Origin of the sequence: Azospirillum lipoferum 4B (assembly GCF_000283655.1) — a bacterium.
GTDB classification, from domain to species: domain Bacteria; phylum Pseudomonadota; class Alphaproteobacteria; order Azospirillales; family Azospirillaceae; genus Azospirillum; species Azospirillum lipoferum_C.
This window is the reverse complement of sequence record NC_016624.1, coordinates 188,121-202,238: the sequence shown is the minus strand read 5'-3', so window position 1 is coordinate 202,238 and position 14,118 is coordinate 188,121. Positions and strand designations below refer to the sequence as shown.

General features: G+C 68.0%; 9 protein-coding genes. 5 read left to right on the top strand and 4 right to left on the bottom strand.

The features are described from left to right. Positions 1 to 36 precede the first annotated feature (36 nt). Entirely contained in the window at positions 37 to 1,338 is a 1,302-nt protein-coding gene (locus AZOLI_RS27995; RefSeq protein WP_014250024.1) for a hypothetical protein, read from the top strand. 234 nt (positions 1,339 to 1,572) lie between these two features. On the opposite strand, the gene AZOLI_RS33075 is transcribed toward AZOLI_RS27995, so the two are convergent. From AZOLI_RS33075 to AZOLI_RS27975, 4 genes are all read right to left on the bottom strand, one after another. Then, the gene (locus AZOLI_RS33075) at positions 1,573 to 3,264 is read right to left on the bottom strand and encodes a methyl-accepting chemotaxis protein (protein ID WP_014250023.1); all 1,692 of its coding nucleotides are present in this window, start codon (positions 3,262 to 3,264) and stop codon (positions 1,573 to 1,575) included. Positions 3,265 to 3,517: 253 nt separating this feature from the next. Then, positions 3,518 to 5,419 (bottom strand): excinuclease ABC subunit UvrC, encoded by a 1,902-nt coding sequence (gene uvrC, locus AZOLI_RS27985; protein ID WP_014250022.1) that lies wholly within the window; start codon positions 5,417 to 5,419, stop codon positions 3,518 to 3,520. Between the two features lie 135 nt (positions 5,420 to 5,554). After that, on the bottom strand, positions 5,555 to 6,610 hold the full coding sequence (locus tag AZOLI_RS27980; protein ID WP_014250021.1) for a GMP reductase: 1,056 nt from the start codon (positions 6,608 to 6,610) through the stop codon (positions 5,555 to 5,557). A gap of 153 nt (positions 6,611 to 6,763) precedes the next feature. Further along, positions 6,764 to 7,579, bottom strand: coding sequence for a DeoR family transcriptional regulator (locus AZOLI_RS27975; protein WP_014250020.1), 816 nt, complete (start codon positions 7,577 to 7,579; stop codon positions 6,764 to 6,766). Positions 7,580 to 7,938: 359 nt separating this feature from the next. Here AZOLI_RS27975 and AZOLI_RS27970 point away from each other — a divergent pair, with 359 nt between their 5' ends. The 4 genes from AZOLI_RS27970 to AZOLI_RS27955 all read left to right on the top strand — a co-directional run bounded on the left by AZOLI_RS27970 (position 7,939) and on the right by AZOLI_RS27955 (position 14,109). Next, positions 7,939 to 10,110, top strand: a complete 2,172-nt coding sequence (locus tag AZOLI_RS27970) for a methyl-accepting chemotaxis protein (RefSeq protein ID WP_244442692.1) — start codon at positions 7,939 to 7,941, stop codon at positions 10,108 to 10,110. Between the two features lie 199 nt (positions 10,111 to 10,309). Then, positions 10,310 to 11,920: a glycerol-3-phosphate dehydrogenase gene (gene glpD, locus AZOLI_RS27965; protein ID WP_014250017.1), complete on the top strand. Its 1,611-nt coding sequence runs from the start codon at positions 10,310 to 10,312 to the stop codon at positions 11,918 to 11,920. Then, entirely contained in the window at positions 11,917 to 13,020 is a 1,104-nt protein-coding gene (locus tag AZOLI_RS27960; protein WP_014250016.1) for an ABC transporter ATP-binding protein, read from the top strand. The genes glpD and AZOLI_RS27960 overlap by 4 nt, the downstream gene beginning before the upstream one ends. Before the next feature lie 12 nt (positions 13,021 to 13,032). Continuing rightward, the gene (locus AZOLI_RS27955) at positions 13,033 to 14,109 is read left to right on the top strand and encodes an ABC transporter ATP-binding protein (protein WP_014250015.1); all 1,077 of its coding nucleotides are present in this window, start codon (positions 13,033 to 13,035) and stop codon (positions 14,107 to 14,109) included. The last annotated feature ends 9 nt before the right edge of the window (positions 14,110 to 14,118 follow it).

Below are 14,118 nucleotides of genomic sequence, written 5' to 3'. Positions count from 1 at the left end.
ATATCTGGACCTTTGTGGAACTGGCCGGCGGTGTCGATGTCAAAGCGTATCTGCGTCAAGCGACTGCTCCCGCAGCGGGCCGGATGGTTCCGCGGTGCCGCGCTGGCGGCGGTCGTCTTCGGGATTTCCGCAGTGACGAGCGTTCCGGCCTCCGCCGCTTCCGCCGCACCGGCAAAGGATTTGGCCCAGAAGACCTGCGCCACGCTCGCGTCCCGCGTGGACGAGGTATCGGGGCGCGGGCCGCTGTTCCTGCGCAGCTACGACAACTCCTATGCCCCCGGCCCCACCTCCGAGCCGGCGCTGTCCAACGCCGCCTTCACCTACGACAACGCGCTGGCGATCATGGCGCTGACCGCCTGCGGCCGGCAGGACAGGGCCTTGCGCATCGGCGAGGCGCTGCTGGACGCGGTGTCGTTCGACCGCGCCGGCTGGAAGGGACGGCTGCGCAACACCTACCGGGCCGGCGCGCAGAAACAGCGGCCGATTCCGCCAAACGGCTGGTGGGATGCCGTCGGCAACCATTGGGGCGAGGACCCCTATCAGGTCGGCACCGCCACCGGCAACGTCGCCTGGGCCGGGCTGGCACTGCTGACGCTGGCGGAGTCGACCGGCGAAACGCGCTTCCGCGACGGCGCGGCGGAACTGGCGCGCTGGGTGGTCGAGCACACCCGCGATCCGCGCGGCCCCGGCGGCTTCAATGGTGGCGTCCAGGGCTTCGACGACGCGCCGCAGCCCCTGACCTGGAAGTCGACGGAGCACAACACCGATCTGGTCGCCCTGTTCGGCTGGCTGGCCAGGGTTTCGGGTGACGATTTCACCGGGCCGGAACGCGAGGCGCGCGCCTTTCTCGACACGCTGTGGACGGCCGGCGGCGACCATTTCCCCATCGGCACCGCGCCGGACGGGGTGACGGTCAGCACCTCCACCTCCGGCCTCGATGCCCAACTCTGGCCGCTGCTGCTGCCGAAGGCACCGGAAGCGTGGCGGGCCGCGCTGTCCTATGCCGAGCGGGCGCATGGCGCCGACGGCGGCTTCGATTTCAACGACGACCGCGACGGCATGTGGGTGGAGGGCACGGCGCAGGCGGCGCTCGCCTACCGCGTCGTCGGCCGCCGCGGCGATGCCGACCGGCTGTACGGCGAATTGCTGAAGGAGATCAGCCCCGGCGGTTATCTCTATGCCACCCGGCCGCAGGTGCTGTCGACCGGCCTAGCGATCGGGCCGGACAGCAAGACCGACGACTTCCTCTATTATCGCCGCCCCCATCTGGGCGCCACCGCCTGGGCGGCACTGGCGGCGCTGGGCTGGAACCCCTTCACGGGAAAGACGGTGCCGTAACGGGCGCCGTCTTGCCCCAGGGCAATCGCATAAGGGGTTGGTCCGCATGCAGAGCCCCTCTCCCCTTGCGGGAGAGGGGTTGGGGTGAGGGGTTGCAAATCAACAATTCCAACGGCCTGCGGCCGCGGCACCCCTCATCCCAACCCTTCTCCCGCAAGGGGAGAAGGGCACTGGGGTGGATGAGTTCAAGATTCCGATCCATATGCGATAGCCGTGCGCCTTCCCCCGGCCGGGTCAGCCGACGCGGATCTGCGACAGGAAACCCTCCACCTCGCGGTGCATCGCCTCCGACTGCTGCGACAGCTCGCGGGCGGCCGACAGGACCTGACCGCCGACGGTTTCCGTCTGGGCGGCGACCTCCGTCAGTTCCGACAGGCTGGCCGACACGCTGGCGGTGGCGTGCGACGCCTGTTGGATGGCGCGGCTGATTTCCTCCGTCGTCGCGTTCTGTTCGGTGATGGCGCTGGAAATGGCGGTGGCGACCTCGTTCATGCGGGCGATGGTGATGCCGATGCCCTGGATCGCCTTCACCGCCGTTCCGGTCACCGTCTGCATTGCCTGGATCTGGGCGGAGATTTCGTCGGTGGCGCGGGCGGTCTGGCTGGCGAGGCTCTTCACCTCGCCGGCGACGACGGCGAAACCCTTGCCGGCCTCGCCGGCACGCGCCGCCTCGATGGTGGCGTTCAGGGCCAGCAGGTTGGTCTGGGCGGCGATGTCGCTGATCAGCGAAACCACCTCGCCGATGCGCTGGGCGGACTGGGCGAGCTCGCCGACCACGGCGTTGGTCTGCTCGGCCTCCCGCATGGCGGCGCCGGCCACGTCGGTGCTCTGGTTCACCTGACGGGCGATCTCGGCGATGGAGGCGTTCATCTCCTCCGTCGCGGCGGCGACCGCCTGGACGTTGGAGGAGGTCTGCTCGGACGCGGCGGCGGAGCTGGTGGCCTGCTGCATCGATTTCTGCGAGATGCCGCTCATGCTGCGGGCGGTGCTTTCCAGCTCCGTGGCCGCGGCGGCGACGCCGCGCAGGATGCCGGAAATGGCGCTGTCGAAGGCGCGCAGCAGCCCTTCGCGCCGGTTGGCCAGGGCAAGAGCCTGTTCGCGCTGGCGGTCGACCTCGGCCTGGACTTCGCGGCCCTTGACCAACTCCAGACGGAAGCCTTCCATCGAGCGGGCCAACTCGCCGATCTCGTCCTTGCGGCCGATGCCCTCGACCGTCTTGTCGAGCGCGCCGCCGGTCATGCGCCGGACCTCCTGCATCAGGGCGCGCAGCGGAAGCACCAGCCCGGCGCGGGAGATCAGGATGGAGACCAGAAGCCCGGCGCCGAGCGCCAGCGCCGCGGCGACCGCCAGCGTGATCTTCATCGTCTCCGCCAGCTTCGTCGCCTCCTGCACCGCAGCCTCGGTGCGTTTCGACACGTCGCTGTTGTAGGCCTTCACCGCATCGGTCAGCGCCATCTGGCCGTCGCGGCTGGCCTTCAGCCCGGCGATTACCATCTGCCGCCCCTCGTCGCCCCCCTTGGCCGCCGCCGCCTTGGCGGTGTCGAGCATCGAGCGGACCTTCGTCTCATAGGCACCGAAGCCGGAGCGGATCGCGTCGACCTTCGCCGTCCGCTCGCGGTCGGTGGGGGAGGACATCCCGGCCAGCCGCTCCTTCATTTCGGCGATGCGTTTGTCCGCCTGCGCCGTGAATTTGTCGGCTTGGGACGGATCGTTGCCCAGCTCATATTCCATCCGGCTCAACGCGATGATGTCGATGCGCATGTCGAAGGCGCTGAGCTGTTCCTTCTGGGTGCGGACCAGATCGCCGATGGCCCGTTCCGTGCGGTCCAGGGCGTAGAATCCGGCGGCGGCGGTCACCACGGAAAAGAGCCCGACCACCGCACCGGCGGCAGCCGTCTTCGTTTGGATTTGCCAGTCGGCCAGCATGTCCTTCACCTCGAATGTGATCTGGGCAGGAAATGGAGACTGGAAAGGGCGGTTGCATGTGCGCCATCCTTCCGAGCACTCGCCGGAAAATTATCCAAGCACAGCATGATTTAAATTTTATAAAAACACTGATCGATGCTGTCCCGGTGCCCCCGCGCCGCGATGAAGTGTTCTTGAGATCGAACGCAATGCTGAGATGTATTTGTTCCGGACTTGCCGCGAGCAAGACTGGACACGGATTCGGCGTGGAGGCCTATCCGTGGAAATGCTCATAGAGCTTTCGCGCCATGGCGGCGCTGATGCCGGGCGTGGCTTCGAGATCCTTCAGCCCGGCGGATGCCACGGCGGTGGCGCTGCCGAAATGGTGGAGCAGTGCCTTCTTGCGGGTCGGACCGATGCCGGGAATGCCGTCGATCCGGGTGTGCGACATCGCCTTCATGCGGCGGGCGCGGTGGCTGTCGATGGCGGTGCGGTGGGCCTCGTCGCGCAGCCTTTGCAGGAAATGCAGCACCGGGTCGTTGGGCGCCAGGGTCAGCGGCGGCTGGCCGGGGCGGAAGAAACGCTCGCGCCCGGCATTGCGCTCCGGCCCCTTGGCGATGGCGACCAGCGGGATATCGGTGATCCGCAGCATCGCCAATTCGTCCTTCACCGCGTTCAATTGGCCGAGTCCGCCGTCGATCAGGACGAGGTCGGGCCACTGGGCAGAATCGGGTCCGGAATCGCGGCCGGCCCCACTGCTGCGGTGGAAACGGCGGGTGAAGGTCTCGCGCAGCATGGCGTAATCGTCGCCGGCGGCCTCGGGATCGCGGATGTAGAAGCGGCGGTAGGCGTTGCGCTGGAACCCCTCCGGCCCGGCCACCACCATGGCGCCGACCGGGAAGGACCCCTGGATGTGCGAGGTGTCGTAGATCTCGATGCGGCGTGGGGTGGCGGGCAGGCCGAAGACGCGCGCCACCCCCTCCAGCAGCGTCGCCTGGGTGGACCGCTCGGCCAGCCGGCGGCCGAGAGCGTCGCGGGCGTTGGTCTGCGCGTGTTCGACCGCACGGCGCTTCGGCCCGCGCTTCGGGCATTCCACGGCAACGCGGTGGCCGGCCGACAGGCTGAGCGCTTCCTCAAGCAACTCTGGTGACCCGATGGGATCGCTCAGCAGCAGCAGGGCCGGCGGCGGGGTGTCGGCATAGAGTTGGGCGGCGAAGGCGGCCAGGATGTCGCCGGGTTCTTCCTCCGCGTCGATGCGGGGGAAGAAGGCGCGGGTGCCCTGATTGCGGCCGCCGCGGAAGAAGAAGGCCTGGACGCAGGCCGCTCCACCCTCGCGGTGCAGGGCCAGCACGTCGGCATCGCCCAGCGTGTCCTCCAGATTGATGTCCTGGCGGCTTTGCAGCGCGCTCAGGGCGCGGATGCGGTCGCGCCAGCGGGCGGCGTCCTCGTATTCCAGCCGGTCGGAGCTGTCGAGCATGTGGCGGGCGAACTCCGCCTGCACCTCGGCGCTGCGGCCGGACAGCACGTCGCGCACGCCCTGCACCTGATCGGCATAGTCCCCCTCGCTGACGCGGCCGACGCAGGGGGCGGAGCAGCGCTTGATCTGGTGTTGCAGGCAGGGGCGGGTGCGCGAGGCGAACACCCCGTCGTCGCAAGTCCGCAGCAGGAAGGCGCGCTGCAGGGCGGCGATGGTCATGCCGACCAGATGCGGCGAGGCATAGGGGCCGAACAGGTCGGAGTCCCGGCGGTTGCCCTTGCCTGTCGTGCCGCGGCGCTCGGCGCTGCCGCGATGCTGTATCAGGCGGGGGAAGTCGTGGCCGCCCCTTTTATTACTTGGGCCAATGACGATGTAGGAAAAGGATCGGTCGTCCTTCACCAGGATGTTGAAGGGCGGCAGCAGGCTGCGGATCAGGTTCGCTTCCAGCAGAAGCGCCTCGGCCTCTGTATGGGTGGTGACGAATTCCATGGAGCGGGTCAGCGCCACCATCCGCCGGGTGCGGTTGGGCAGCCCGTCGGTCCGGGTGTAGCTGGCCACCCGGCGCTTCAGGTTCTTCGCCTTGCCGACATAAAGGACCGACCCGTCGGCCGCCAGCATCCGATAGACGCCGGGCGTGTCCGGCAGGGTCGGCAACTGCGCGCGGATCACCTCCGCTCCGCTGCCGGGCACCCCGTCCATAAGCACTCTCGTTCCCGCGATGATCCGATTCGCTGTTCACCCAAGCAGTAGAACGGAACGGGACCAAGAGACAAGAATCGGACCGGGCTGCCGGCAGGGATCAGCCATGCGGCTTGGGGGCGGCACCGGCGCGGATCAGCCCCCGAACACGGTGTTCAGCTGGGCGCCGACGCGGACGAAGGTGGTGCGTTTCGGCACTTCCTTCAGCCGGGTGGCGCCGATGTAGGTCATCATGCTGCGCACGCCGCCCATGATCTCCTGCATCGTGTTCTCCACCGGGCCGCGGTAGGGGACATCCACCGTCTTGCCTTCCGAGGCGCGGTAGGAGGCGACGCCGCCGGAATATTTGTGCATCGCCGTGTCCGACGACATGCCGTAGAAGGTCATGGCGACGGGCACCCGGTTGCCGTCGCGGTCCTCGTAGCGGATCTCGCCCTCGCATTCGTCATGGCCGGCCAGCATGCCGCCCAGCATGACGAAGTCGGCGCCGGCGCCATAGGCCTTGGAGATGTCGCCCGGCACCGTGCAGCCGCCGTCGCCGCAGACCTGCCCCTTCAGCCCGTGCGCGGCGTCGGCGCATTCGATGATGGCCGACAGCTGGGGATAGCCGACGCCGGTCATCTTGCGGGTGGTGCAGACCGATCCCGGCCCGATGCCGACCTTGACGATGTCGGCGCCGGCCAGCAGCAGCGCCTCCGTCATGTCGCCGGTGACGACGTTGCCGGCCATGATGACGGTGTCCGGATTCTCCTCGCGCAGCCGGGCGATCACCTCGACGAAGCGCTCGGTATAGCCGTTGGCGACGTCCAGGCAGATCTTCCCCACCGGCGCCTTGGCCTTCACCGCCCGGAACTTGTCATGGTCGGCGTCGGCGATGCCCATCGAATAGAAGACGTTCGACTGGACGGCGGATTCCGCCTCCTTCTGGAAGAAGGCGACCAGTTCATCCGCCTTGTAATGCTTGTGCAGGGCGGTCATGGCGCCGAAGCGCGACAGGGCGCGGGCCATGCCCATGCTGCCGGTGACGTCCATGTTGGCGGCGATCAGCGGGAAGCCGGTCCAGTCGCGCTGGGTGTGCAGGAAGGTGAAGGTCCGGTTGACGTCAACATCGTTGCGGCTCTGCAGCGTGCTGCGTTTCGGCCGGATCAGAACATCCTTGAAGTCGAGCTTGAGGTCGCTTTCGATGATCACCGCACACCTACTCTTCTCTGTTTGCCGGGCCAACCGTTTTCATCAGGCCCAACAACACAGAGTGGAGGCGATGCCCCGCTTCGGCAAGCGGCAACGGGGTCGCGGGTGGGGGGCGGCGTTTGAAGCTGTTTCGCCGAATCAGGCGAATTCGCCTCACTCCTCCGCATCCTCGCCGTCACCATTCGCCGGCTCGCTGCCGTCCGCGACATGGACCTGGCAGTCGGCGTTGCCCAGCACCTCCATCAGTTCCGGCGGCGGCAGGCGGTCGGTGAACAGGGCGTCGAGCACGCTGACGTCTGCCATGCGGATCATGGCGTTGCGGCCGAACTTGGTGTGGTCGGTGACCAGGAAGACCCGGCGCGAGCTTTCGATGATGGCGCGGGCAACGCGCACTTCCTGCTCGTCGTAATCCAGCAGGTCGCCTTCGGAATCGATGCCGCTGATGCCGATGATGCCGATGTCGACCTTGTAGCGGCGGATGAACTCCACCGTCGCCTCGCCGATGATTCCGCCGTCGCGCTCGCGCACGAGGCCGCCGGCGATGGAGAGCGCAAAGTTGGTGTTCTTGTGCAGGATGGTGGCGACGTTCAGGTTGTTGGTCAGAACCCGCAGCCGCTTGTGGCCGAGCAGGGCCTGGGCCACCGCCTCCGTCGTCGTGCCGATGTTGAGGAACAGCGAGGCGTCCTCCGGCACATGGCGGGCGACCATCTCGGCGATGCGGCGCTTTTCCTCGGCCATCAGGGTCTGGCGGGTGGAATAGGCGATGTTCTCAACGCTCGACGGCACGGTGACGCCGCCGCGGAAACGCCGGACGGCGGACTGGCCGGCCAGATGTTCGATGTCGCGGCGGATGGTCTGCGGCGTGACGTCGAAATGCTCGGCCAGCCATTGGATCTGCACCATGCCCTTGGCATGGACCAGGGCCACGATTTCCTGCTGGCGGCGTTCGGCGTCCAGGCGCGCATCCATCGGGGGGCTGTCTCCGGTCGTTGAGGGGCTTCAGTGGATCAGATGCGCGGAATGGGTCAAAGCGAAAACCGTCCGTCCCTGCCGTGCAACCCGTGCAAGCCGGCCGATTCCATCGCTCAAGGAGCCTGCGGCACCGTACGCTGGATATTGTTCGCAACACAAGCATGTTTCTTTACGAAAATAAACGCGCATGCTATGAGATGCAGCGGTGGTTTCGCTGCCGCCCCACGCGTCTGCGGGCAATTCAGGGTTTGCCGCGAGTCACCACCGCCAACGCCATTCAGTAACATTGCCGGGATACAAAAAAGAGCCCGGTCCGCTGCCAAGAAGATAACCTATAGGAGAGGAATATGACGCATATGCCTATGCAAGGGGACGGCCGTCCGCGACGGGACGGCCGGGCACGGCTCGGCATTCAGGGGCGTCTGTTCCTGGCCTTCGGCGGGGTGGCTCTGCTGGCCGCCTTCGCCAGCCTGATGGGCTGGTGGTCGCTGACCGAAACCGGGCGGTCGATGGACCAGATCGGCCGCAGCAGCGTGCCGGCCATCGTCCGCTCGCTCAATCTGGCCAAGGACAGCACGGCCATCGCCGCCGATGCGCCCGCGGTGGCCGCCTCGGGCGACGCTGCACAGCTGGAGGAGCGGATGGGCGGCCTGTCCCGGCGGCTGGCGGGCCTGCGCGAGCGCATCGCGGCGATGCGGGGCGATGCGGGCGGCGCTTCCGCCGATGCCGACTCGGTGGCCGGGTTGGTGGAGCGCATGGGGACGGCGCTGGACACGCTGGGCAAGCGCACCGCCGAACGGCTGGCGATGGAGGAGAAGCTCAACGCCCTGGTGGCCGACGCGGTGATGGCGCACGAGGACTTCACCGATCTGGTGGCGCCGCTGCTGGAGGTGTCGACCCTGTCGGTCAACAACGTGGTGGACGATCTGGCGGCGGCGCAGGCGGTCGAAACCGCCACCGGCCTGGGCCGCCGGCTGGCTCAGGAGGAGCTGCCGGTCATCACCCAATTGATGGGCGTGCAGGCCAACGGCAACCTCGCCTTCGGGATGATCGCCGCCGCCTCCAGCGTGCCGCATGGGGCGACGCTCAACAACATCCGGTCAAAGTACAATTGGGCGCTGCTGCGTGTCGACAACGCCATCGGCGCGATGCCCAAGGACAGCCCGGACCGGCCGGCGCTGGTCAAGGCACGCGACGGGCTGGCCGCCTTCGGCAGCGGGGCCGGCAGCGTCTTCCGCCTGCGCGACGAACAGGCGCGCATCACCGCCGACATCGAAAGCGCGCTGGCCGAGACGGTGCGGCTGACCGCCGACCTGAACGGCACCATCGAAGCGGTGGTCGCCCACCAGCAGGACCGCACCGGCGCCGACGTGGCGCGGACGGAAACGGCGATTGCCGGCGCCGTCGCCGTCCAGGGAACCGCCGCCGCGGTGGTGGTGGTCTCCAGCCTGCTGATCGTCTGGTTCTATGTCCGCAACCGGCTGACCCGCCGCCTGATGCGGGTGATCGACGCCATGCGGGCCGTCGCCGGCGGCGACCTGACGGCCGATGCCAGGGTCGGCGGGCGCGACGAGATCGCGGAGATGGCGGGAATCGTCGGTCTCTTCCGTGACAAGAGCGCCGAGATCGCCCGCCTGCAGGAGGAACAGGACGCAATCAAGCAGGCCGCCGATGCCGAGCGGTCGCGCACCATCCAGACCATCACCGCCAGCATCGAGGCCAGCGTGAAGGAGGCCTCGCGCCACATCACCGCCGCCTCGGCCGACATGCGCGCGGCGTCGGAGGGCATGTCCGCCACCGCCGAGCAGACCTGCCGCCGCATGACCGACGTGCGCGCCGCGGTCGCCGACACTGCAACCAACGTGCAGACGGTTGCCGCCACCGCCGGCCAGCTGTCGGCCTCCATCGGCGAGATCACCCGGCGGGTCGGCGATTCCAGCCAGATCGCCCGCAGCGCGGTGGAGGAGGCGCGCAGCACCAACGAACTGATGACGGCGCTGGCCGCCGCTGCGCAGAAGATCGGCGACGTGGTCGGCATGATCAACGCCATCGCCGGCCAGACCAACCTGCTGGCGCTGAATGCCACCATCGAGGCTGCGCGGGCCGGCGACGCCGGCAAGGGCTTCGCCGTGGTGGCGGAGGAAGTGCGCAGCCTTGCCGGCCAGACCGCCAAGGCGACGGAGGAGATCGCCCAGCAGGTCCAGGCGGTGCGGACCACCGCGCAGGGTGCCGTGTCGGCCATCGACGACATCGGCCGCACCATCGGCCGCATCGACGAGATCACCGCCATGGTCGCGGCCGCGGTGGAGGAGCAATCCGCCGCCACCGACGAGATCGCGCGCAGCATCAACCATGCCTCCGAAGCGGTGCAGAGCATCGCCGACACGGTGGTTTCGGTGGACGACGCGGTGAACCGCACCGGCAGTGCCGCCGCCGAGGTGGTGGACGCCACCCGCGCGCTTTCGCAACGTTCCGAAAGCCTGAGCGACGATATCGACCGTCTGCTCGGCCATATTCGGGCGGCATGATCCGCCGGGCGCGCGGGCCGGGCGCGCGGAATGCCGGGTCGGCCTTATTTCCGATAGGAAAACGGCAAGATCCGGCGTAGCCTCCAAAACATGGTCAGCTGAACAAACATTTTCCTTTTCAAACGCGAACGAACATCATATGTTCCGAAACGAAAGCTGCCGGGTTCGCAAGGAACCGGCGCGGTACGGAGAGGAACCCATGGCAAACGCGAGCCCAGCAGGAACGGACGGCCGGCTCGGAGCGACCGATACGGCGGTGACCGATCTGCTGATCGTCGGCGGCGGCGTGAACGGGGCGGGGATCGCCCGCGATGCGGTCGGGCGCGGGATGTCCGTGGTGCTGTGCGAACAGGGCGACCTTGCGGGCGCCACCTCGTCGGCCAGCACCAAGCTGATTCACGGCGGCCTGCGCTATCTCGAATATTACGAGTTCCGCCTGGTGCGCGAAGCGCTGCAGGAGCGGGAGGTGCTGCTGCGTGCGGCCCCCCACATCATCTGGCCGATGCGCTTCGTCCTGCCCCATGACAGCAGCATGCGCCCGGCCTGGATGGTGCGCATCGGTCTGTTCCTTTACGATCATCTGGGAAAGCGCAAGCTGCTGCCGGGCTCGCACGGCGTCGACCTGACCAGCTCGCCGGCGGGAAGGCCGCTGGCGGGCGGCTTCACCAAGGCGTTCGAATATTCGGACTGCTGGGTGGAGGACAGCCGGCTGGTCGTGCTGAACGCGATGGACGCGCAGGCCCGCGGGGCGGAAATCCTGACCCGCACCCGCTGTGACAAGGCGGTCCGCCGCAACGGCCTGTGGGAAGCGACGCTGGTCGACGTGAACACGGGCGCCGCCCGTACCGTCCGCGCCCGCGCGCTGGTCAATGCCGCCGGCCCCTGGGTGCGCGAGATGATCGCCAAGCGCACCGGCGTCACCGTCGACAAGTCGGTTCGTCTGGTCAAGGGCAGCCACATCGTCGTTCACAAGATGTTCGAAGGCGACCACGCCTACATCTTCCAGAACGACGACCGCCGCATCGTCTTCGCCATCCCGTACGAGCGCGACTTCACCCTGATCGGCACCACCGACCTCGATTACTCGGGCGATCCCGGCGCGGTGGCGATCAGCGCGGAGGAAATCACCTACATGTGCCGGGCGGTGTCGCGCTATTTCGCAAAGCCCGTGCGCGAGGCGGACGTGGTGTGGACCTACAGCGGCGTCCGGCCGCTGTTCGACGACGCCAGCGGCAACGCCTCGGCCGTCACCCGCGACTATGTGCTGGAGATGGACGAGCCGGCCGGCGAGGCGCCGATGCTGTCGATCTTCGGCGGCAAGATCACCACCTTCCGCCGGCTGGCGGAGGAGGCGACGGAGAAGCTCGGCAAGGCGCTCGGCAAGGACGGCGTCACCTGGACGGCCGACGTGCCGCTGCCCGGCGGCGACATCGCCAATGCCGATTTCGCCGGCTTCCTGGCCGGTCTGAAGCGCAGCCGGCCCTGGCTGCCCGATGCGCTGGCTTACCGGCTGGCGCGGGCCTACGGCACGCGGGTCGAGCGGCTGCTGGGCGACGCCAAGGCGCTGGGCGACCTGGGCATCGATTTCGGGGGCGGCGTCCATGAGGCCGAACTCGACTATGCCGCGCGGGAGGAGTTCGCCATGACCGGCGACGACTTCCTGTGGCGGCGCTCCAAACTTGGGCTGCACCTGGACGCAAATGTCCGGGAAGCCATCGGTGGCTGGTTCGACCGGCGCCGCGAAGCAACGGCCAACAGGGATACGAGCGGCGATACCGCCACCCTGCGGTCGATGGGAGGATTGCGGTGACACTCACACTGGAAGGCGTGGCGAAGCGCATCGGCGCCGAGCAGCATCTCCACCCCCTGTCGCTGGAGCTGCAACCCGGCAGCTTCAACGTGCTGCTGGGGCGGACGCTGGCCGGCAAGACGACGCTGATGCGGCTGATGGCGGGGCTGGACGCGCCCAATTCTGGCCGCGTGCTGGAGAACGGCAAGGACGTCACCGGCACGTCGGTGCGCCATCGCGACGTGGCGATGGTCTATCAGCAGTTCATCAACTATCCGGCGATGACGGTCTACGAGAACATCGCCTCTCCGCTGCGCCGCCAGGGCAAGGACAAGGCGGAGATCGACGCCAAGGTGCGCCGCACCGCCGCCATGCTGCGGATCGACCCCTTCCTGGAACGGCTTCCGGCCGAACTGTCGGGCGGCCAGCAGCAGCGCTGCGCCATCGCCCGCGCACTGGTGAAGGGCGCCGGCCTGCTTCTGCTGGACGAGCCGCTGGTCAACCTGGACTACAAGCTGCGCGAGGAGCTGCGCGCCGAACTGCGCGACATCTTCGCGGACGGCAAGACCACCGTCGTCTACGCCACCACCGAACCGCAGGAGGCGCTGATCCTCGGCGGTTCCGTGACGGTGCTGCATGAGGGGCGGATGCTGCAGACCGGGCCGACCGGCGACGTGTTCCATGCCCCCATCTCGCTGGACTGCGCCGAGGTGTTCAGCGATCCGCCGATGAATGTGGTGGACGCGATCCTGACCAACGACCGGGTCGCGCTGTCGGACGGCACCAGCCTGCCGCTGTCTGCCCATGACCGCAACCTGCCGGCCGGCCCCTGCAAGGTCGGCATCCGCGCCAACCACCTGACGGTGCTGCGCCGGAACGAGCGGCTGGTGCCGATCACGGGCCGGGTGGAGCTGTCGGAGATCAGCGGGTCGGAGACCTTCATCCATCTGCGCCATGGCGGAACCACGCTGATCGCCCGCGAGGACGGGGTGCACAGCCATCCCATCGGCAGCGAGATCCAGGTCTATGCCGATCCCGACCGCATCTTCGTCTTCTCCACCGCCGGGCAACTGGTGGCGGCACCCAACTGGCGGCGCGGCGCGCTGCGCAACATCGCGTGAGGGGCGGGAGCGATGGCGACCATCCAATTCGACAATCTCGGCCACTCCTATCACCCGCATCCGACCAGGCCTGAGGACTACGCGCTGCGCCGCCTGTCGCAGGAATGGGAGGACGGCAAGGCCTATGCGCTGCTGGGGCCGTCGGGCTGCGGCAAGTCCACGCTGCTGAACATCATCTCCGGCCTGCTGGTGCCCAGCGAGGGGCGGGTGCTGTTCGACGGGCTGGACGTGACCCGCTGCACGCCGGAAGAGCGCAACATCGCTCAGGTGTTCCAGTTCCCGGTCATCTACGACACCATGACGGTGTACGAGAATCTCGCTTTCCCCCTGCGCAACCGCAAGGTTCCGGAGGCGGATGTCGACCGCCGGGTGCGGCAGGTGGCGGAGGCGCTGGACCTGACCGCCGACCTGAAGAAGCGCGCCCAGCGCCTGACGCCGGACGCCAAGCAGAAGATCTCCATGGGCCGTGGTCTGGTGCGTTCGGACGTGGCGGCCATCCTGTTCGACGAGCCGCTGACCGTCATCGACCCGCACACCAAATGGATCCTGCGCCGCAAGCTGCGCCAGATCCATGAGGAATACCGCCTGACCATGATCTATGTGACCCACGATCAGGTGGAGGCGCTGACCTTCGCCGACAAGGTCGCGGTGATGTACGAAGGCGCGATGGTCCAGCTCGGCACCCCGCAGGAGCTGTTCGAGAATCCGCTGCACACCTTCGTCGGCTATTTCATCGGCAGCCCCGGCATCAACCTGATGCCCTGCACGCTGGGCAACGACCATGCGCTGGTCGATGGGATCGCCATCCCGCTGCCGGATCGTGCCGTTCCGACGGTTGGCGGCAAGTTCGAGCTGGGCATCCGGCCGGAGTTCCTGGAGCTGACCCGCAGCGGGAGTGCCGGCGCCATCCCGGTGCAGGTCACCGGTGTGGACGATCTCGGCACCTCCAAGATGGCGACGGTCCGGCTGGGCAGCCACACGCTGAAGGCCCGGCTGAGCGAGGAGCAGGAGATCCCGGCGCTGGATGCCGCGATCCGTTTCCCCACCCGGTGGACCAAGCTCTACCGCGACAGCCATCTGGTCGGTTAAGGAGCCAAG

What these genes read in the sequence shown, in the direction of transcription:
- AZOLI_RS27995 (WP_014250024.1), top strand. Translation starts at nt 37, where the DNA reads ATGTCAAAGCGTATCTGCGTCAAGCGACTGCTCCCGCAGCGGGCCGGA.
- AZOLI_RS33075 (WP_014250023.1), bottom strand. Translation starts at nt 3,264, where the DNA reads ATGCTGGCCGACTGGCAAATCCAAACGAAGACGGCTGCCGCCGGTGCG.
- uvrC (WP_014250022.1), bottom strand. Translation starts at nt 5,419, where the DNA reads ATGGACGGGGTGCCCGGCAGCGGAGCGGAGGTGATCCGCGCGCAGTTG.
- AZOLI_RS27975 (WP_014250020.1), bottom strand. Translation starts at nt 7,579, where the DNA reads ATGGATGCGCGCCTGGACGCCGAACGCCGCCAGCAGGAAATCGTGGCC.
- AZOLI_RS27970 (WP_244442692.1), top strand. Translation starts at nt 7,939, where the DNA reads ATGCCTATGCAAGGGGACGGCCGTCCGCGACGGGACGGCCGGGCACGG.
- glpD (WP_014250017.1), top strand. Translation starts at nt 10,310, where the DNA reads ATGGCAAACGCGAGCCCAGCAGGAACGGACGGCCGGCTCGGAGCGACC.
- AZOLI_RS27955 (WP_014250015.1), top strand. Translation starts at nt 13,033, where the DNA reads ATGGCGACCATCCAATTCGACAATCTCGGCCACTCCTATCACCCGCAT.